Source organism: Novosphingobium sp. BL-52-GroH (genome assembly GCF_044813085.1).
Lineage (GTDB): Bacteria > Pseudomonadota > Alphaproteobacteria > Sphingomonadales > Sphingomonadaceae > Novosphingobium.
On sequence record NZ_CP171151.1, the window covers coordinates 265,441 to 286,421 of the forward strand.

The following is a 20,981-nucleotide window of genomic DNA, read 5'->3' on the forward strand; positions in this document are numbered from 1 at the left end:
CCCCCATTGCCTGGTTGCAGGCTGTTCGGGGGTATCCATGCCGGTCAGGCGAAATTTATGAGGGCGGGCAAAAGTTCTTTTCCATGCGGGAGCAGCGGCGCGCGAGCGCGATTGCCGATGGGCTTTCGACAAGCGCAAGGTCGAGCAGTTCGGCGAGGTTTCCGGCAAGGCGGACCGGTTCGCGGACCCGGAACGTCCCCGAGACGCGAAGATCGCCGAGAGCGGGTTCGGCAAGGACCACGGGCTTGTCGGTGTAGCGGTTCGCTTCTGCAAGAAGATCGCGCAGGGGCACCTCCTGGAAGGCGCGCAAGTCGCTTGTCCAGTCGATCGGGGCCGACGGGACCGCGCGCAGCGGCAGGCCCCGGGGTGCGCCGATCGCGAGGCCATGGCCGGCAGTCAACCGCGTCACCTCGCTCTCGTCGCGAGGCGAACCTGCGGGTCCACCGCCGGCGCGGGGCTGGCGGACGTCGACCAGCCCTTCGATGAGGTCGACGCTGGCACCGGCCTCGCCGCGAAGCGCGACGTCGAAGACCGTGCCGCGTGCCAGGACCGAGCCCCCGCCGGCCGCCACGACGAAGGGACGCGGCTCATGCGCGACGAAGAAACGTGCGCGCCCGCGCAGCAGGGCGAGGTCGCGCCGCTGGGATGACAACGCCACGCGGACCCGGCTGTCGGAATCGAGGGTCACCCGAGATCCGTCGCCGAGGCGGAAGGTCCGCACTTCGCCCCGCCCGGTGGCGAGGCTTGTCTCGCCGCCCAGGCTCGTTCCCGACCCGGTCGCCTGGAGAAACGGATGGCCGGGGCCGATCGCCAGCATGGTCGCGATAGTGAGGCCGACGAGCACGGGGACGAACGCGAGGAAGAGAAGCAGCACGATGACCGGATTACCGGTAGCGCGCGCGAGGGTAGAGGGCTGCCGCGCCGTGGCGGGAAGGAGCGCTTCGGGGGCCTCGACAAGCGGCTTGAGTCCCTTGCCGAGGCTGAACACCTCGGCGATGTGATTATAGGCTTGGCGATGCGCGGATTCCGCGGCCAGCCAGGTCTCGAACCGGGCACGCTGCGCCTCCGCCTCCGGCCCGCGCATGAGGGCGAACCACATCGCCGCATCCTCGCGCAGTTCGCGCGTTCGCAATCGGTCCGTGTGTGTCATTCGGTTTCAAGAGCCGTGGAGATGTGCGCCAGTGCCCTGCCGACATGGTACTGGACAGTGGGAATGCTGATGCCGAGCCGCTCGGCGATCTCCCGATAGGTCAGTTCGTCGACGCGGTGAAGCAGGAACGCCGTGCGGGTCTTGTCGGGAAGGCCGTAAACGGCGGCCTCGTACAACCGCATGAGGTCCGCGTAAGCAAGGGCGTGCTCCTGAACGGGGCCCACCGCCACGTCGCGCTCATCGTCGATGGACACGTGAGAGGCGGCCATGCGGCGCGACCGGCGCCGAGTGCGCTCGAACAGCACGTTGCGCGCGATGCGCTGGAGGTAGGGGGCCGGATTGGCGAGGCCCTCGCGCGCCATGAAGGCGGCAAGCCGCGCGAAGGCTTCCTGGACGAGGTCGGGCGCCTCGTCTCCCTCACCGATCCGGCGCCGGAAAAAGCGGGTGAGACGCGGCGCTTCGGCCCGGTAAAGACCCTCGATCCTGCAAGTGCCGCCGCTATTCTCGTCGCACCTGTCATCCCCGTCCTCCGGGTCCGACGGTTGCGCAGCGGTGCGGCGTTCGCTGGCAAGCGCCCGGGCATGTCGCATTGGCATGGAAACGCACGACCTCGACGGGCCAGCAGACATCACGCCCCGGGACGGTCCGGGGTTGGCGAGAGCTAGCGACGCGCGAGGTCTTTAAAGAACCCCTGCCACCCGACCGCAGGGACGGATGTGGTGATGCCTGGCAGAACAGGAGGAAGGCGAGTGCCGGCGATCGACGCCTCCGACGCTCATGATACCCAAACGAACCCGGCGCGCAAGACGCCGCCCGGCTAAGCCTGGCCGGTCACGGCCTTGCGCAGTTCGGCGATGCGCGACTGGCACAAGGCATGGACGCGCTGACCCAGGACCTCGGCATGGCCGGCAAGCCATTTCAGGTCCTCGCGGGCGATCGTGTAATGGCGCGAGTAGCGGCCCTTGCGGTAGGCATCCTTGAGCTTCTGGTAGAGCGCACGCTCGCGGCGCGAACTCCGCGGCCAGACGTCGAAGAGGCTGCGGTCGATGTCCTCGGCAAGGTCACGCAGGAACAGGATATTGTGATCGTAAGGCGTGTAAAATGTGAAAGTCAGCAGCAATCCTTGGTAAAGATTTTCGACCGTTTGATGGAGTAGAAATGCCGCTTCGTTTGAATAATTTCGCTCGATTGCAGTCTGAGCGAGATCGAAATATCGGGTCGCATCGCCTATGTATTTTGAAAAATATTCTTCCGCTGCCACCAAAGCCAGCTCCGGCGTCTTGGGAACCGGCGTCTTCAGCGGCCTGTCGTCGGATTCGTAGAGAAGGATGCCATCCGTCACGATGTTCATGAAGAACAGGCGCCCGTGTGCCAGAGCGTCGTTCACTTCCTGCAACGAGTGAACGACGAAGGTGGCGGGCGTGCCCAGCGTCTTCTCGAAATTGTAGGCGGTGACGACGCGTTGCTCGGTCTCATCCCAGTAGGCGGCGCGGTCGGTCAGGTCCTTCTGGTTGACGATCACCAAGAGATCATAGTCGGACTTGTACCTGTTGGCGTCGAGCGGCGCATCCACCCAATCCCCGCGTGCATAGGAACCGAACAGGATGATCTTCAGGATGCGGCCGGACTTGCGGCGCCCGGTCGCATTGCCCGTCGCGTCGCGAAGCCCCTGGAACAGCATCTCGACGACCAGGTCCAGTTCGCGCTGCTTGTGCGGGGGAAGATGATCGATGTCGGTACGCATGGCTCGGTTCGGAGTAAGGCTCCAAGGACATAAAAAGCAACGCGCATTTCACGCGGACATCTGAAAGACCTTTGCCAATCCGCGCCGCGCCATCCAAGCGGCGGCGAAAAAGACTGGAGCACAAATATAGAACGAAAAGCAGCGACGGTGCAAGTTTCACGGGCGGCCGGCGCTCAAATGTCGAGAGACGCCATTTGAATTTCGCCATCGGCCCCGTGAACCCTGGAACACGGGTTCTCGTACTCCAGCCCCCTTGGCCTACAGTGCTCGGGCCTGTCGGAGCAGATCGATGGCCGCCTCTCTCGTGACGATACCGGTATAGCGCGCAATATTGCCGCAAAAACCCCCGACCCGACCTTCCCGCTCGACTTGCGCGACGAGCGGCGCATGAGCAACCGACCCGTCGGCACGCGTGACGCTCGCGTCGGCAGTGATCCGCACCCTATTCTTGCAGATTGTGGCAAGATCGCTCTTGCCCATGCATCGAAGAAGGGTCGAGCCGGAAAGAACCCTAAGCTTCACAACCGGTTTGCCTGCCGGGCTGACGATCTTACCGCTTGGTCCGTTCGCAGCCGCCACCAAGTCTTGAAGCAGCAGCGAGACCGGGTTCTCGATGTGATAGGCCTGGCAATAGTTGCTGGCGATAATCACGCGATGATCGGCGGCCGTTGCAGTTTCCAGCGCCAGCAGCGCGTCGCCGGGCGCCGGGGCCTCTGAAAACGGCCCCGCGATGCCCTGGTCGTCAGCGGCCGTGCGAATGGCTACGAGATCGCCTATATACTCGACGGTGCGCGCGACGACCGACGCGGGCAAACTTGCAGCGACGATGACGCCTACGGCCATGCCGGCCGTGCGAAGCGGCGCGGCGTAACGGCGAAATGCGGAAAACATTGAATCAGGCTCCAGCGCCAGCAGGCATGGCTGCAGCCTTCTCGCCCCCGGCCTGCTCGGTCGCCTTCAGACGCTTCTTCCAGTCTTTTTTCGTGCTGCCGGTAAGGATCCGCGAGCTTTCCAGAGCAAATTCCTCGGCGAGCTTTTCCCGGATGCCCCCGCCGCGCATCGCGAGGCCGGCGAGGCCACCGTGATTATTGAGGACCTGCACATAAAAGCTGCCGATCTGCTGCTGCGATGCCGGATCGAGGACAACGACCTCGCCGGACAGTTCGTCCGCGCTGGAAAGTAGCAAGGCCATCCCGGCGTTGGCGGTCTTGATGTTCTCAATGGTGATACGCAGGTTGACCGCCTTGCCGCCACGCTCGGGCGTGAGGCCCCACTTGCGGGTCACATCGCGCATGACGTTCGGCATCATCGCAGCGAAGGGCAGCGTCGCGTACTGGTCGCGGGAGGGCGCCGTCGAAGCCGGATCAAATGCGGCGAGACCGGCTTCCGTCCGCTTCGCTCCGGCCTTGATCTCGAGGTCAGCCATCTTTTTGCTGGCCGTGTCGGCGACAATCACTTCGACGTCACCCACGTAGTTTTTGTCGACGATCTCGGCCGGCAGTTGCTCGATGACCGTGCGTTGTTTTGCCACGGCAGGATCGAATGCCGCGGGCGTAGTGATGGCAACGGCGGCGAGGCTCGCCGCGAGCAGGACTTTCTTCATGATGGTACCCCCAATGAAATAGAGAAGACCTTCGCCGCATTCTCTCCTCCATTCCCCATAGAGATGCGTAGATTGCGAGCGAAGGGACGATTCAAACGACCGACGGCGTATTGACCGACCGGAGCATCCTCGCGGGAAGCAGCAGACGTGAGAGATCGGCTATGGCTTGGAGGTCTGCTCGACGGCATGGCGCAACCGCTCGCCAGCGTCCGCCGTCACTACCTGGACGGTTCGCTTCCCGGTCTGCGGGTCCGTCTGGTGGAAACGGAACTCCTGTCCTTTGAGGGGGCCGGAAATGAGATCGGCGATCATGATCTCGCGCTGTTTGTTCTCGGCATTCGCGAAAGGCGCGATCAGGTCGACCAGCCAAAGCTGGTCGCCCTCTTTCCATTCCTCAAGCGTCAGCCGGTTCTCCGGCTCGATCATGCCCTTTTCGAGCTTGGCGGCAGCCACGGGCGAGCATTTCGCCCACAGGGCGAGGCCAACGGGTTGCTGGCCATCGCGGAACATATAGAACTGTTCATGCAGCAGCGCCGGCATCACCAACCATTCCAGGTCCGAGAGCGCTAGGCCCCGATGCAGCGGAGACTGGGTGAGCAACCAGGCCATTTCCCCTAGGAAATGGCTGACCGTCAGCGGCGCGGTAGGGGCAGTATCCTGTGTAGTCGTCATCTCAGTGTCCAATTCTCGTTCGGCTTCAGGCAGCCGAAGCTGTCAGCATGTCATAGCTGCTGGGTAGATCGGCGAGCCTGCCGGTCAAGGCTCCGTCGGTTCCATTCGCCCCAAAGGTGCTCATGGCCTGGGCGAGCCGGGCAGCCGCCTGCGTAGCTTCGGTCTGCGCTGACGATGGATCGAAGGCCAGGGCGACGTTGCCGATGGTGGAGGTGACGCCGTTGTCCTTGGTGTAGACCGAGGTCGTGAGCGGCAGGTTACGCCCAATCTTCGCAGATTCGCCGACTGTCGTGCTCGTCAGGGAAATCTCCTTGATCCCGAGATCGGTGAGACCATGGAGTTCGCCAGCGTCGGATACCCCATTGTGGTTGGCGTCCTGCCAGACCTTAAGATCGCCGAACCGGGCGTCGGTGGCATTGATCTTGCCATCCTTGTTGGCATCGAGCGTGCCAAGCCCATCCCACGCGCTCTTCGCGTTCTCCTTCTCGGCGAGGAACGAGATTTCAGAGGCATGGGTGATCGCACCGTCGCCATTGCGGTCGATGACTAGAAGGCCGTCGCCATCGGCGACCCAACCGGTGTCTTCCGCGGTCCCGTCGCCATCCATGTCGAAGCGGGCATCGGTTTTGCCGCGCTTGCGGGCTTCGAGACCGTCCCCGTCGAGATCGACCAGGATCGCGGAAAGCATCCCGACCTTCGTGTTATCGAACTCGATGATGGAGGCGGGCCCGATCAGCCCTGCGGATGCTGCAATCGCGCCTTGCGCGTCCCTGGGGACGACATGGCCGCCATCCGAAGCGCCTGACAAACGGAAGCCCTTGGCTTTCCCAGACCAAGTGCTGGTCTGGAACGCCGGATCGACAAGCGCCGAGAGAGCCTTGAATGCAAGACCGACGTCGAGAAGCGTGCCGGAATTGCCATTATCGAGCTCGTAGGCGGAACGGTTGTAGGTGATGTTCTTGCCTGCTGCGGCCGTTTCGCCGGTTGCCGTGCCCTGCAGCGTGATCGAAGTGATCCCCGCCTCCGCAAGGCTCAGCAACTCGCCCGCATCCGTCGTGCCACTGCTGTTCCGGTCGAACCACAGCTTGAACTCCACGAATCGGGCATCCCCAGCATCGAGAAGACCATTAGCGTTAGTGTCAAATGCCACGAGACCTTCAAGATCTGTCTTAGCGCCTGTCTTGTCCTGAACGAACGAGATTTCCTTGATGTCGTCGATGACCCCGTTCGCGTTGCGATCGAGCGCCAAAAAGGCATCCTCCCCTCTGATCCAGCCTGCCTGGTCAGCGACCCCATCGCCGTTCATGTCGAAACGGGTCTTGCTGTCTGCCAGCGAGACAAGCGAGTTGCCATCGCCGTTGAAGTCGAAGACAATGGGAGCTGCGATCTGAGCGCCAGGAATTCCTGTATCTTCGTCGTTTGTTCCTATTGTGTTATCTGGCTCGGCGATAGCATCTGGGACGAACGCGCTAGGATCGTAGGCTAGGCTTACATCTGCCAGGCCCCGGGAGGTGCCGTCCGTCATCAGGAAATCCGACGTCGCGGTCACAACGTTTTCAACACCCTGAGGGACGCCTCCGGTTTCATTCATAGTTAAAGTCAGCTGAACAATGCTGGACTGTGCCAGGGTTGCGAGTTCGTCCGATGAACTAACGCCATCTTGATTCAAATCGCGCCACACCAAAAACTCGCCATAATGCTCATCAGCTACATCCAGCAGGCCATTACCGTTGGTATCAAAGGCTCTCAAGCCCTCTAGGTCAGTCAGCGCCCCAACTGCGTCGGCGATAAAACTGATTTCCGTAATGTCATCGATGATCCCGTTGCCGTTTCTATCAAGCGCCAAGAAACCATCGTTGGCATCGACCCAGCCCGTTCGGTCACGCACGCCATCTCCATCCATATCAAAATAAACGTTGGAAACTTCGTAAGACACAAACTCAATACCATCCTCACCAAGATCCAGAACAATGGGAGGTACGGTGGATCCTGATCTAATGAAAGTCATTTTAAATGGCACACTAGAGGTGACGTTTGTTGCATCCGTGATGTTAAGAGTAAAATTCACCTCTACAGTTGTTACCCGCTTCGCCCCATTAATTACAACGCCACCTGACCACGAGGAAACAGTTGTCAATGGAACAACATAGCCGGGAACTGTGAAATTCATCCGCCCAGAGCTATCTATCGAGATAGTTGGATATCCGGCGGAGGCGCCATATCCACGTGCACCGGTACTATAATCATAATATTGATAGCCGGATATGCTATAAGTAAAATCACCTGCGTTTTCGGGATCGCTAGCGTTCAGCTGTATTACCCTGGTTGTGTTACTTCCCCCTGTTCCGTTGGTTTGAGCCATGATCCAGTAATCATCATTGTTGATCCGCACTACTTTTCCGCCAACAGGATATATGGCACTGGAATTGTATGTAGGAGCTTCGTTGCGATCTCGGACACTCGCAGTGAACGTTGTAGAAACGGAATGGTCCGCGTCACTTGCCACTACCGTCAACTCTTGGCTCCTTTGACTGGGATCCAAAGATTCATAGTCAACCGTACCATTAGTGGGTTGAAGGTACCCTTCCGGCGAGAGGGTCCAAATTCCGGATGTTGTACCTCCGTTTGCAAATTTCCACGTCACATTGGTGGTAGCGTCATTGTCGCGCAAGAAATCCCGAAGGTTTATGGCCCTCATTTCGAGGGGAATCTGAGTCTCGTCCACACCGACCGACGTCGGGACCAACCAATGAGCCTCATTAACATCTCCGATCTCGATGCGGAACTCGGCACGGACTTCCTTGAAGCCGGGCTGATTCCAGTTATCTCGAGCGGCGACGATATAGGGGCGTGAATACTCTGGGACTTCGCGATTGAGGGTGCCTGTCGTTAGAATGACCCCCGTAACATTGTTGATCTGGTAACGGCCATCAGAAGTCGTGAGAGAATAGTTCCCGTTTTCCCAGAACCAATAACGTTGTTGTCCGAAAGCAGTTGCATTACTGTCTATGTCACCAGCAGAAACAGTTCCAACATAGGCATTCTGCCCTTGGTTCTCTTTTACGACAAACGAACCGCCATCGAGCCAATTCTGCTCGTTCACATCGTTGATCGTGATAGTGTAGGTGCTGCGGATTTCTTTATAACCGGCTGCACCCTGGTTATCGCGCGCTGTCACCACGTAGTCGCGCGATGGCTCCGCCGCTTCCCTATTCAGGCCGGCATTGACCCTGATGGCACCTGTCGTGTTATCGATGGAATAGCGCCCGTCCCAAGTTTCGCTCAAGTCATTGGTACCATCAAAGAACCAGTAGCGCTGCATGCCGAAGGCATTGCTCGCACCGTCCGGATCGGTGGCGGTGACAGTGGCAACGGTGGTCCCGACGCCAACATTCTCGTTCACCGCGAGTGATCCTCCAGCGAGGCTGTTCTGCTCGTTGAGGTTGTTGACGTTGATGGTGACGGACGTCGAGGTCTGGTTGTAATCCCCTGCCCCGGCATTATCGCGAGCGATCACCGTGTAAGGAACACTCGTCGATCCCGCCTCGAAGTCCAGGCCCGCCGCGGTCTTGATCTGGCCGGTGGAGACATCGATCGTATAGCGCCCGTCGGACGAGGTCCCGCTGGCGGCCGAGCCGTTGAGGAAATAGTACCTTTGCTGTCCGAAGGCGATGGCTCCCCCGTCCGGATCGCTTGCGGCGACCCCGCCCACCACGGTGCCAACCGCGACGTTCTCATTGACTCCGATTGTATAAGAGCCAGGCAGCACGTTCTGCTCGTTCAGGTTGGTGACGGGAACGACGATCTGTTTGTCATAGTAAAGGCCCGCAGCATCGAACACGCGCACGGTGATCGTATTCGCTGCATCGCGGCCCGACGCTTCGAAATCCAGGTTCCCGCCACCATTTGCAACGAGCAGGCGGCTCGTGTTGGCGGTGTCGAGGACGTAACGACCGCCAGCATTATAGAGGAGCTGGAAACTGGTCGGGGCGCCGATGCCCTCGGCTGTGTCCGGATCCGCGCCGGAAAGCGTTCCGACGAATGTGCCATTCGCGGCGTTTTCCGCCACCGAGCCCGTCAGCGTTATATTGGTTGGGTTGCCGTTGACGACCACAGACAGGTTCGACCATGCCGATGTCCGCGTCGAGGCTCCGTCCTTTGTCTGGACGGCAAAGCTCAGGGGCGCATTTTCGTAGCGGCCGGAAGGTACCGCCAGACGCAAACCGCTTAGCTGTGCCGCCGTGAGGCGCCACCATCCGGAAGCGGACTCCCATGTACCGACCGCCGCGCCGGCAGCGTTGACCAGCGCGTAGCCGCTGGGCAGGCCCTTGACGAGGACCTCGGCGGCCTCCGAGCCATCCGTATCCGGCGTGATCGCCGAAACAGCGATGGCGATGTTCGTGCCAGCGTTACCGCCGGCGCTCGCAAGCGCGCTGAAACTTCCCGTATCCGCAGTCGGCGCGATGCTCAGCGCAATTCCTCCGGCATCCAGAGCCGTACGCGTTGTACCCCTGATCTTCGCCTGGAACTGAAGCGGCAGGTTTCCACCCGGAAGCAGGTGAGTACTGGCGTTCGGGGCCAGTGTCAGCGTGACCGTCCGGTTGCCGTTCACGTCGGGGCTGCCGTAATTGATGCCGGTGACATAGTCGGACAGGACGTAACCGTTGGACGCTGTCAGCGTGAGGTCGATCTGGCTGGCAGGGACATCGATGCCCATTCCCTGATCGTCCACGAACCAGGCCTGGACCGCGAAGCTTATGGTCGAGGTGGCCGCATCAAGGGCCTCGGTTCGGCTGATCGAAATGGTATCGCTGATCCTGGGGGCGCTGAGACGGCCCCAGTTGTCCTCCAATCCGTTCTTGAACAGCGCGTTGTTCGTGCGCAGCGCAGCCATCGCGCTCTGGGTGGTCGGACGACTGCCGGCCGGAATGCCGGCCATCAACGTTACCAGCGCGTCGACGTTCACTGGGAGCGTCGCGCGATCGGTACCATCCGAGATCAGGTCGATCTTGAAGTAGTTTTCCGGCAGGTTGCGGTCAGGAATCTGGAACCAGCTCTCGACGGTAACCGTCCCCTCGGGCCCTGATTGACCCAGCAGCGTCAAGCGCAGATGATTTCCGGTGGAACTAACGACACCGCCGTCGTCGACGCGATCGAACCAGACGTCGGTGTAGGCGACCGAGTTATCCAGCGCGAGGTGATCGAAGTTGTCTCCGGTCGCATCGAAATTCCTGATGCGATCGTTACCCTGGTTGCGCCCGATGAAATAGGTATCGTTGTCGGCACCGCCAATCAAGATGTCGTTGCCTGCACCGCCATCGAGATAATCGTCGCCTGCCTCCGCATCGAGCGTATCATTGCCATCGCCGCCGATGAGGTAGTCGTTCCCGGCGCCGCCCTTTATGATATCATTGCCTCCGCCGCCGCGAAGAACGTCGGAGCCAGCGGAGCCGGTAAGCGTATCTGCCAACCCGGACCCTTCGATCAATTCGATCCCGGTCAACGTATCCCCTTGTGCGAAGCCGCCGCTGTGCACACCAGTCGCCAGGTTGATCGTCACGCCTGCGGTAGAAACAACATAGCTCACGCCATCGAATCCGGCACCGCCGATCAACTGGTCGGCACCGTCGCCGCCGTCGAAGTAATCGTCCCCGTCGCCGCCGTCGAGAGTGTCATTACCGGCACCGCCGATAAGGCCCGCCCCAGTGAAGCCGCGCCACGCATCCGTGCCGGAAGCACGCACGCCCTCGGCTCCAATGCCGCCCGTCAGGGTATCGTTGCCGGTCCCGCCATCAAGAACATCGTTGCCCGCTCCGCCTGTGAGGGTGTCATCGCCGGCGTCACCAAGCAGTTGGTCATCGCCGGCATCACCTGACAGAGTGTCGTTGCCGTCACCGCCGTAAAGCGTATCGTTGCCGTCGCCGCCTTCGAGCTGGTCGTTGCCGGCAAGGCCCGACAGAATGTCATTACCGGCAAGCCCTCGCAGGATGTCCCGGTTCTGCTGACCGGTCAGCGTGTCAGCCGCTGCGGTGCCATCCACGACATCATCTGCGTTGATGATGGTAAAGGAGAACGTCTGATCCAAGGAGAGCGGTGCCGAGGATTTGTCAGTGGCGCGCACCTTGAGAACGATCAACGCGCCATCGGTCTCGAAATCGAGGCTCTTGTCCGCGAGCAGGACCAATTGGTTGGCGGCATTGACGGCAAATCTCGTGCTGGCCGTGGTCGAACTGTTCTCATAGACCGCATAGGTCTGTTGGCCAGCAAGCTGGCTGACGAGGTCAGGGTCCGTGGTGCTAAGCGTCCCCAAAACGACAGCGGCCCGCGCGCTGCCCGCCGCCATGCGGTCGCGTTCGGTGATCGATGAGGCTGCGGACGCCAGGGCAATGGCCGTTTGCCGCTGATTGACGTCTTCCACCTTGACGGTGAAGGTCAAGAGCGCTGAGGAGAGCGCACCGTCCGAGGCATAGACCTTGCCAGTAAGCGTAACCTCGCCGAACCCGTCGCCATCGCTGTCGGTGACCGTGAAGCCGGCGCCGACCAGGGTTTCGAAATCAGGCTCAACTGCAAACTGAACGTCGGTGCCCGAAATCTTGAAGCGGCTGCCAGGATTGCCCGTGGCATCGGCTGCAAAGACGATCGATGGATTGGGCGCGCCATCGGGATCACTGGTGGTGAAACGTGCGGCCAGGGCAGAAACATTCGATGCGTTGGTTCCCGCCACATACTCGCTGACAATGCCGACAGGCGCGGACAGCACAGGGACGTTGGGGGCCTCGTTGACGTTGGTCACGGTCACCGTGAATGCTGCCTCGGAGGATGCGCCGTAGCTGTCGGCCGCCCGCACACGGACCGTGTGCGAGGACGCGGCTTCCCTGTCCAGCAGGCTGGCGTTCAGGACCCGCAATTCACCCGTCGAAGTGATCGTGAAACGTCCGCCTGCGTTGTCGGCAAGCGTGTAGGTGATCGTGTCCCCTTCCACGTCCAGCGCGGTGAACGAGCCGATCAAGGCGCCGTTAGCGGTGGTACTGCCAGGAGCGCCCTCGGCGATCTGGAGCGGGGTCTGACCCACAATCGCAATGGCGCGCGGCGCATCGTTCACTGCCGTAATCGTGACGTCGACCGGTAAGGCGACCGATTGCCCATCGGCATCGGTTGCGATGACGACGAACGTGTCGGATCCGTTGGCATCCGCGAATGGCGTGTAGGTGAGTGTGCCGGTCAAAGAATTGAACTGGCTGATCACGCCCTTGCTCGGACCCTTCGCCGGATCGAGCGCATAGGACGTCACGTTTTGATCGTGATCGATCACAGCATAGCTGCCGTTGACGGCAAGTGGGGTATCTTCCGCCAGCGTGATCACACGGGGGGCGACGGGACCGGTCGGAGCCGCCTTGCTGCCCGCATGCCAGTAGGTGCCGAGCTTCTCCGCGACGTCCGCGAACATCGAAACCGGCGTTACTGCCGGCGTCGATGACTTGGCGGTCATGACCGTGACAAGATTGAGAGTGTCGGGGTGATCGAGGAATATGACATGCGTGGTGGTCTGGATAGCGTGGATTCGACTCTGGCCGCTTGCCAGGAAGAACCCTTTTACCGTGATGCTTGCGTCCGATCCGATCACCGCAATACGCAGATCATTGCCGACCTGCGTGAGCCACAGCTCATTATACGCCACAGTCTCGTCGAAAGTAATGGTGTTGCTGCCGCTGGTGTCGGTGAGGGTATCTGTCCCCGAATACCGATCGAAAATATAGGTGTCGTTACCGGATGCACCATTCAGCGTATCGTTGCCTCGGCCGCCCTCCAGCTTGTCGTTCCCGGTATCTTCGATCAGGTTGTCGTTGCCGTCACCGCCGATCAGAGTGTCATTGCCGGCACCCCCGCTGATATGATCGTTGCCGAGCCCGCCCGAGAGGATGTCGTCTTCACCCTGACCGAAGAGCTGGTCATCACCGTCGCCCCCGTCCAGAACATCGTTCTGCGCACCGCCATAGAGTTTGTCGTTTCCAAGGCCGCCGGAGATCGAATCCGCGCCGTCCTCGCCGTAGAGGTTGTCATTGCCGTCATCGCCGCTGAGGACGTCATCGCCCCCGCCGCCGTACAAGTTATCGGTACCGGCCAGGCCGAAGAACTTGTTGTCGTTGGCATCGCCGGTGATCGTATCGTTGAAGGCCGAGCCTACGATATTTTCGATGCCGACGAGTATGTCACCCAGCGCATCGGATCCATCGACACTGGTCTGGGCTCCGGTCAGCTTGAGATCGATGGTAATGGCAGCGGCGGACCGCACGTACCGCGCGGTATCGCCGGCGTCGGTCGATGCTGCACTCACGCTGTTCGCGCCGCCGTCAAGCGTATCGGCGCCCAGCCCTCCTTCCAGTGTGTCGTCACCACCCCCACCCGAGAGGATATCGTCGCCGGCGTAGCCCACCAGGACATCGCCGCCTGCGCCACCATTCAGAGTGTCGTTGAAAACACCGTATCGCCCGACCAGCAAATCGTCTGCTGCCGTGCCCACAAGCGCGGCGTCGCTGCTCGCGACAAGAATGCTCGCCAGAGAGACCGACATGCCATCGGCGAGCTTGAGGGTTTCCACCGCGCTGTTGGCGAGCTTCTGGTTCTTGATCGTGACCTGCGAGGTCGCTGCCCCGCCGACACTGATGACGAGGTCGTTGCCGTTCCAGGCGAAGCTCAGGTCGTTGAGGCTGATGTTGGCGCCGAATTCCAGTTCGTCATCGCCCGCGTTGACGGCGGTGTCGAACCGCTGGCGCGTGACCTGCTGCCCATTGGTACGGGCAAAGCCGCCGAGCCAGCCAGTCTGGACATAGGCCGTGGGCGCAGGCACCGCGGGCGTCGTGCCAGCGGTGTAGAGATAAGTCGCATTGTCATAGACGACCGTGCCGTCCGCCGCCTGGACCTGCAGGCGCCAGTAGCTCTTACCGGAGGCCGGGTCGACCGTCCCAGTATCGGCCCAGGACTTGACCGTGAACCCGGTGCCCAGCGCGCCGGCCACGGTGACCGCCTCATCGATCGTGAAGGCGCCCTCCATGATCGTGTCCGCACCGTCTCCCGTATTCCAGACATAAGTGTCGTCGCCGGTGTTGCCAGCGATCTGGTCATCGCCCTTGCCGCCGGATATCTCGTTCTGGCCGCTGTCTCCGCCAATGATATCCGCGCCAGCACCGCCGATCACGTTCTCGATCGAGTAGTACTCGTCCCCCGTAGCATCGCCAGTGTTCGTATGGGTTGCCGACAACTGGATACGCAGCGCTGCCGATGTCGAGGCATAGCTGGCGGCATCGAGCCCGGCTCCGCCGACCAGGATGTCCTTGCCAGCACCGCCGTCGAGGATATCGTCGCCGGTGCCGCCATACAGGACATCGTCGCCTGCCTCGCCCTTGAGGGTATCAAAGCCGCCGTTGCCGGAGAGAATATCGTTGCCGGACCCACCGGCTATGACATCGTCGCCCGCTGCGCCCGTGATCCAGTCAGCGATGGAAGTGCCGGCCAGCGGCGCGCTGGCCGTGCCATCGGCCGCGTCGGTGCCCGCCTTGAGCGTCATCTTCGTCGGATCGATATCCAGGATACCGGTCTGGTAGAAGGCCAGCTTCTCGATGCTCCCCGGCGCCAGGAACCAGTCCTTGATGGTGATGCTATCCGCGACGAGCGAGGTGTTGGCAACCTCGTCGCTTTCCTTGCTGACGACGAGCACCAGGTCGTTCGATCCTGCGGGACGCTGCAGGACCACGTCCTGCAGATTGATCCCGGGCGCGAACTCGATCGTATCCGTCCCTGAATTGGCGGTGATGACCGCGCCAGCAGGCGGGGCAAAGACCTTCAGGGTATTGGTGCCGCTGTCGAAATCGTAGCGGCCGATCCAATCGTATTCTGGCTCTGCCGCGGTGCCGACATTCTTGCGAAGCACGACACCGCCCGGGCCGGTCACTTCACCGGTGGTTCCGCTGAAGGTGAACCCGGCGGCATACGAACCGCCTGCCCAGACAACCTGCCAGTAATTGGCGAATTCGTCGAACACCATGTCCCGGCCATCGCCGCGTGAGAACTTGAAGGTGTCGTTGCCGGCGCCGCCCACCAGCACGTCGCCGTCGCCGGTGCCGCCCGAGAGGATATCGTCATCCGCTCCACCGTAGATATCGTCCGCGCCGCCGTCGCCGGTGATAGCGTCGGCTCCGCGCCCGCCCAACAGTTGGTCGTCGCCAAGCCCGCCGATCAGCAAGTCCTGACCGATGTCGCCAGCGACCATGTCATTTCCGGTGCCGCCGTTGCCGACGTCGTTGCCGCCCAGGAGATAGAGCTTGTCGTTGCCCGCGCCGCCGTACACAAAATCGTTGCCCGCAGTCCCGATCAGGACGTCGTTGCCGGCTCCACCGACGATAAAGCTGGTCGTGTCGCCGATGCGGATTTCGTTGCCGTCGGCAAACTTGAGCCATTCGACGCGCTTGTAGGGGTTGGAGAACCAATCCTTGACGGTGATGACCGTGCTCGTCGCACGCTCGGTTCCGCCTACGGTCTCCATGAGCGTGATCAGTAGATCGTTGCCCGGCGTGGCCGAAGTGCCTGAACGCTGCAGACGGACATCGCCGATGCCAATGCCGGCACCGAAAACGATCGCATCTTCGCCGCCTTCGACCGCGCCGGACGACACGCCGGCCGATGTGCCGACCCAGTCAGGGCGCAGCGCGCCAGCCTGCAGGGGATTCGCTTTCCATTTCTCAATGGCGCTGATTCGCTGGGACAGCGAGTCTGTGCTCGTATTCGTCAACGCGGATTCGGTGCTTGCCTCGTCAATGATGTCAGCACCGTCGCCGCGCCGAACCACGTACTGGTCGGAGCCCGTCCCGCCCTTGAGGCTGTCGCCCTCACCGGCACCGCCGACGAGGATGTCGTCGCCAGCGCCGCCGAGCAGCGTGTCTGTGCCTTCACCGCCTTCTAACCAGTCCGAGCCCTCACGGCCGCGCAGAGTATCGTTGCCGGCTCCGCCATTCAGATAGTTGCCGTCGCCGCCGAGTGATCCCGCGCCGGTGGAGCCGGCATCCAGGGTGTCGTTGCCGTCACCGCCGAGCAGCCAATCGTCGAGACGGCCACCATAGATGATGTCGTCGCCGACGCCGCCAAAGACGTTGTCGCCGAGGTTGGAGGCATAGATGGTGTCGTTGCCGTCACCGCCATCGATCGTTGCTGCAATTGGGATATCGAGGACGCGGCGATCGCTGGTAGCGAAGCCGACCGTTGTCGAGGTAGCCATGGTCCGCGAGCGCGAGACGGTAAAGATCGCTTTGCCCGAGCTTTCATCGACAACCACGCTGTCAATCCAGACCAGGGGTTCGGTCCCAGCGCCATCGACGATCGTGCCGGTTCCAGTTACGGGTTGAGAACCGTTGGCCAAGGCTGACCCACCTGCTGCGGCGGTCGCCTGCAGCCTGAACTTTTCGTTCCCCTCGATGTTGAGGAATTGCGGCTTGCCGTTGCCTGGGGTGACAACCTGTCCGTCGACCATGACTGGCGCCACATAGTCGGGGTTGGCGACGTTGTCCGAGACGACTGCGGTCCGCACAAACAGCTGTGTTGCACCGACCGCGAACGTCGCGCTGGTGGCGTTCGTCCATGTTGTGCCGTTGGTCGAGACTTGGATGTTGGAGGCGCCGGTGTTCCCGAAGTCCGCCCCGCTTCCGCTCGCCTTGTCGGCGAGCAGCGCAAGATTGACCGTGATAGCGCTTGTAGCTGCTTTGGAGAGCGACACGCGGAAGACGGCATAGCCATCGCCTTCCCAAGCGTAGCTGTCACCCACCATCAAGGTCGGAAGCGCAGCGGTGCCATCGATGACATTCGCCGTCGCTGAGCCGCCCATGATCTGCATGTCAGGTGCAGCCGAAAGGGATGCGAGGAAGCTTTCCGTGGCTTCGGCAAAGCCATCCACAGTGACGTTCACCTGAACCGTGGTGCGAAGGGCAGCTGCTGCAAATGTTAGCGTTGCATTCCGTGAGGTATAATCGCCGCCTCCCGCTGCGATGTCATCATTGCGCCGGCCATTCACCGTCAGGTTACTCTGATCTCCTAGCTTGCCAGAGCGCAAATCGACGATATCGGAGAACGAGCCCCCTTCGATGATCGTTTGCGCAGAGATGTCGATACTGTCATCTAATACAAAGCCACCGATATTTATCGACCTACTAAGGTGGGCCCCTCCTCGATCAACATCAAAGCTAAAGTATACTTTGCCGGCATCCGTCTTGGCTTCACCAATCAAGAATGAAAATCCACCAAACCAATCACTTGCTGCGCGTTTCGTAAGGCCGAGCTCACCTGCGCGAACCAGTGTGAGCATTGTCTCAAGGGCAAATGCGCTCTCTGACTGATCAGCAACTAAGGCATTGATCGCAGTAGAGTTGGCAAGGTAACTTTCATATTGCTGCGCGGAAACCACGTTCCCCAGTAAAACTGACGTATCAAAACCTGTTCCGCTATCGGCAGAAAGCTTTATTGTGCTGTAAATCGCCCGTTTAACAAATACGTCACCGCCAGCGATCTTAAAGTCCGGGTCGATAAGACCCTGATAAACGCCATAACCGACGAGCCGCCCTGCAGCATCCTGGCCAGAGAATTTTTGCGTGATAGTGTCGTTGCCGCGAGTAGACGAAGGTCTGTAGACAAAAGCGCTCTTGCGCATCCCATAGTTTCCAGATTGCACGGCTGCGGGGTCGAGGAGCGTGCCACGGGCAGACGTGAGAATGGAATTGAATGTGTCTGAAACGGCAGTCGCGATGCTCCGTGCTGCGTCTTTTGAGCCGCCCTTCTTCGACCAAGCATTCGTGACTACAAATTTTTCCTGAGAGGCATCCCAGGTCGCGTCAGCACCGGAACGCGGCGTGCCCCCAAATACAGAACCGATGAGGCCGCCCACAATAAATCCAGCGAAGGCACCAATCGCAGCGCCAAGCGGCCCCCCAATAACTGAGCCGATTTTCAATAATTCAACGCCAGCATAAGCACCTAACGATGCTCCAACCGCTGACCCGATCTGTCCACCTATGCTATCAAAATGCACGATCTCCGCAGCCAACTTCGAGCCCAAAAACCCGCCCAGCGCATTACCAAGTTGCGTCCAGTCCAGAGATTGAAGAGCTTCGGACACGTTAGCGCCATCTAGAACTAGATTGCTTGCAATTTGCCCAATCGCATAACCGGCGGATGTCGATGCGAATTCCGCTGCGAAACCCTGTAAGCCGACGACATTCACCAACTCGGCAGTCAGGAACGAAGACAGCGCACCGACGCCGGAAGCCTTAAGGTTGGTCAACAACTCACTGCTTACCTTGCCAAACGCAACGTCAAGCACCTCGGAGACTCCATTCAGTCTCTCATCGGAAGTGAATATAAGGCCGTCGAGAACGTCTCCGAGGTTATCACCCAAAGTCTGCAGCGCGGCCGAGCTGACAATACCTACTAGAGCATTCCCATTCGCCAGTCTGTAGCCGAGTTGCTGACCGATAAGGCCGCCAGCTCTAGAAAAGTCGACAGGCGGTGACCCGGGTATTATTATATCATTCGCAATGACAACTTCGGTGCCCGTCTGATAGATGCGGCGCACAATGAGCCCATTGCTATCATCTTCCCGACCAAGCTGAATAGGTATGCCATCACTATTGCGAATGATTTGACCCATTCCGTCACGTTGGAATAGCGTTACTGTGCTCGAAAGCTCTACCCAACTTCCATCAAGATCGTAGTAGCCCCTGCTAACCCCGACCGGATTGCCCTGAGCATCGCGAATTATTTTTTCAAATGTTCCGGCTGACGGGACTGGTATCAGCACGCTAGCCTTAAACAAGGACAAAGGCATCCAAGTGTCTACGCCGGGAATTTCCAAAGGAATTGATTGTGTTTTGAGGCGACTAATTTGATCCTGCAGGACTTTTGTATTGGGAAGACCAAGAATATCAAGATATTCGTCAACAGCTTGCTGGCCGCCCTTCCGAGCTATTGAGACAAGCATTGGAGTACTAGTCATCACACTAGTCCACTCCGCCGCTTGCCTCTGCTGCGTTGTTTCTCCGGTTATGCCCTTTTTAAAAGCATAAGCGATACCCGCGGCGGTAGACATGGTACCGGGGCCAGGGCCGTCGGCAAACTGCGCAAAGGTGTAAATGAGATAGGGGTTATTCCGTGAACTGGTTTGCGCGAATACATCGACGCCATTAAGTGTTTGAGGCAATAGGGATTGTGCATCAAGCATCGCTTGCCACATCCGTGATGATTCAAGCACCGAGCCTGTTCCTCCGAGAGGGATTTCGGCGGTCCATGTCTCAGCGGGCAAGCCATATTTTGCAAAAGTTGTTCTGTGATATTCTCTGTATTGGTCCCAGCGGAGATCTTGTGTTGATCCCACAGTAAGGCTTTCGCGAAGGTCCCAGTCCGCGCGCATCAAATCCACGCTTAGATTCTTCCACTGGGCTTCGGTTAATCGTACACCGCGCGCCTGAGCGACCTGCCTCGCATACTGGTTCGCGACTGCACCATTGATCCCGCTTCCAAGCGCTACATCCTTGGCGAGGCTGCCGTATTTATATCCCATCTGGCCAAGCAATGTGTAATACGCAGCACGATCGCCTGCATCAACAGCCGCCTGCAATTGGGCGCGCCTTTCAAGATTGAGAGCGTCACCCATTTAATCTTTACCTTTGATCTGAAGCGAAGTGATGAAATTCAAAACTCGCGAGATTATCAGTTTGTGATGCGAAGCACATTTTTTTGAGAACGACGTTTTGATATGAAGGTTATTTGTGAATGCTGTGTACGTGCAAGTCGGGTACGGCACATCGCCATCGCGGTCGCATGTAAAGAAGAACGGAAAGTCCCTAGCGCCGTATTCCCCACCCATACACATCATTTCTTCCTCTGAGGCATGTGATGGCGAATGCGCTAGGCAGTCCAGCCCGTATATATTCCGACTGCTGTTCGCCTCTATTTCAGTTCTGTAATCTGCTTTTTTCATTAAGAGCATTCGTTCGTAGTATTTTTCGTCCGTATCTACGATAACACCGTGGTCTTTGACCACTTGATCGCTAAAAGATACTTGAATGGCCGGACGCTTTGAATCGTCTAGCCGCCAGTATTCTTCGTTACAGGAAGCTAACTGTTGGTCCGTTACCGGCATCATTATCAAAAATCCCGGAGAGGAGTCCGTTTCGGCAGCTGCTGCGCGCAATAGATCTTCCTTCGCGCAATAGGTCTTCCCCCCCATCGGCGCGCATATGCTGCCATCTTCTCGTGAAGAGTATCTGAAATTTACCTCTCCCTGTCGATTGTTATCAGCGGGAGCGCAATTGCAGGTTAGTGCCGTTAGCACCGAGCAGAGCACCCTTATGGATCTAAGGCGCGGCATTCCGTAAGGCGTTGAAAAGCGATATTTATCGAGGAGCCGGTGGACTTTGGTGATTTTTTTCATCAACGAGGGCCTTTTTCGTCGAGGCGATTTAACCGCTGCTTCGCCTCTTCCAGCCCCGGGCCAGGAAGGCTGGTCGGTATAGATGTAAGGCTACCTCGCATTCGGCCCGTGCCCAGTGAATACACCCAGATCCGGTTGGGTCTTGTAGAGGCGGCGAGGCGATACAGACGTATGGCGCGTCCAATATTTCTTTGGACGTCTCGGCCCTCTTCGTATCTGATCCCAAGTTCTAATTGGGCCTGCTTGTCCCCCGCTCTGGCGCGGCGGGCGATTTCCGAGATTCCATTATCAAATTTCTGCGGCCTCAGTGAGATACCCAGATAGCTATTTGAAATACAACCAG

General features: G+C 59.6%; 8 protein-coding genes. All 8 read right to left on the minus strand.

Annotated elements, in window-relative coordinates; genetic code table 11:
- Positions 1 to 55: 55 nt before the first annotated feature.
- The 8 genes from ACFFDA_RS11370 to ACFFDA_RS11405 all read right to left on the minus strand — a co-directional run bounded on the left by ACFFDA_RS11370 (position 56) and on the right by ACFFDA_RS11405 (position 20,638).
- A complete protein-coding gene (locus tag ACFFDA_RS11370) occupies positions 56 to 1,150 on the minus strand; it encodes a FecR family protein (protein WP_404479225.1) in 1,095 nt (364 codons plus the stop codon).
- Entirely contained in the window at positions 1,147 to 1,746 is a 600-nt protein-coding gene (locus ACFFDA_RS11375) for an RNA polymerase sigma factor (RefSeq protein WP_404479226.1), read from the minus strand. The genes ACFFDA_RS11370 and ACFFDA_RS11375 overlap by 4 nt, the downstream gene beginning before the upstream one ends.
- 221 nt (positions 1,747 to 1,967) lie before the next feature.
- Complete coding sequence (locus ACFFDA_RS11380) at positions 1,968 to 2,894, minus strand: nucleotidyltransferase and HEPN domain-containing protein (RefSeq protein ID WP_404479227.1); 927 nt, start codon at positions 2,892 to 2,894, stop codon at positions 1,968 to 1,970.
- Between the two features lie 258 nt (positions 2,895 to 3,152).
- Positions 3,153 to 3,785 (minus strand): hypothetical protein, encoded by a 633-nt coding sequence (locus ACFFDA_RS11385; protein WP_404479228.1) that lies wholly within the window; start codon positions 3,783 to 3,785, stop codon positions 3,153 to 3,155.
- Between the two features lie 4 nt (positions 3,786 to 3,789).
- Positions 3,790 to 4,497, minus strand: coding sequence for a hypothetical protein (locus ACFFDA_RS11390; RefSeq protein WP_404479229.1), 708 nt, complete (start codon positions 4,495 to 4,497; stop codon positions 3,790 to 3,792).
- Positions 4,498 to 4,656: 159 nt separating this feature from the next.
- A complete protein-coding gene (locus ACFFDA_RS11395) occupies positions 4,657 to 5,169 on the minus strand; it encodes a toxin-activating lysine-acyltransferase (protein ID WP_404479242.1) in 513 nt (170 codons plus the stop codon).
- Between the two features lie 25 nt (positions 5,170 to 5,194).
- Positions 5,195 to 19,858, minus strand: coding sequence for a cadherin domain-containing protein (locus tag ACFFDA_RS11400; RefSeq protein ID WP_404479230.1), 14,664 nt, complete (start codon positions 19,856 to 19,858; stop codon positions 5,195 to 5,197).
- Positions 19,859 to 20,638: a hypothetical protein gene (locus ACFFDA_RS11405; RefSeq protein ID WP_404478781.1), complete on the minus strand. Its 780-nt coding sequence runs from the start codon at positions 20,636 to 20,638 to the stop codon at positions 19,859 to 19,861.
- Between the last annotated feature and the right edge of the window lie 343 nt (positions 20,639 to 20,981).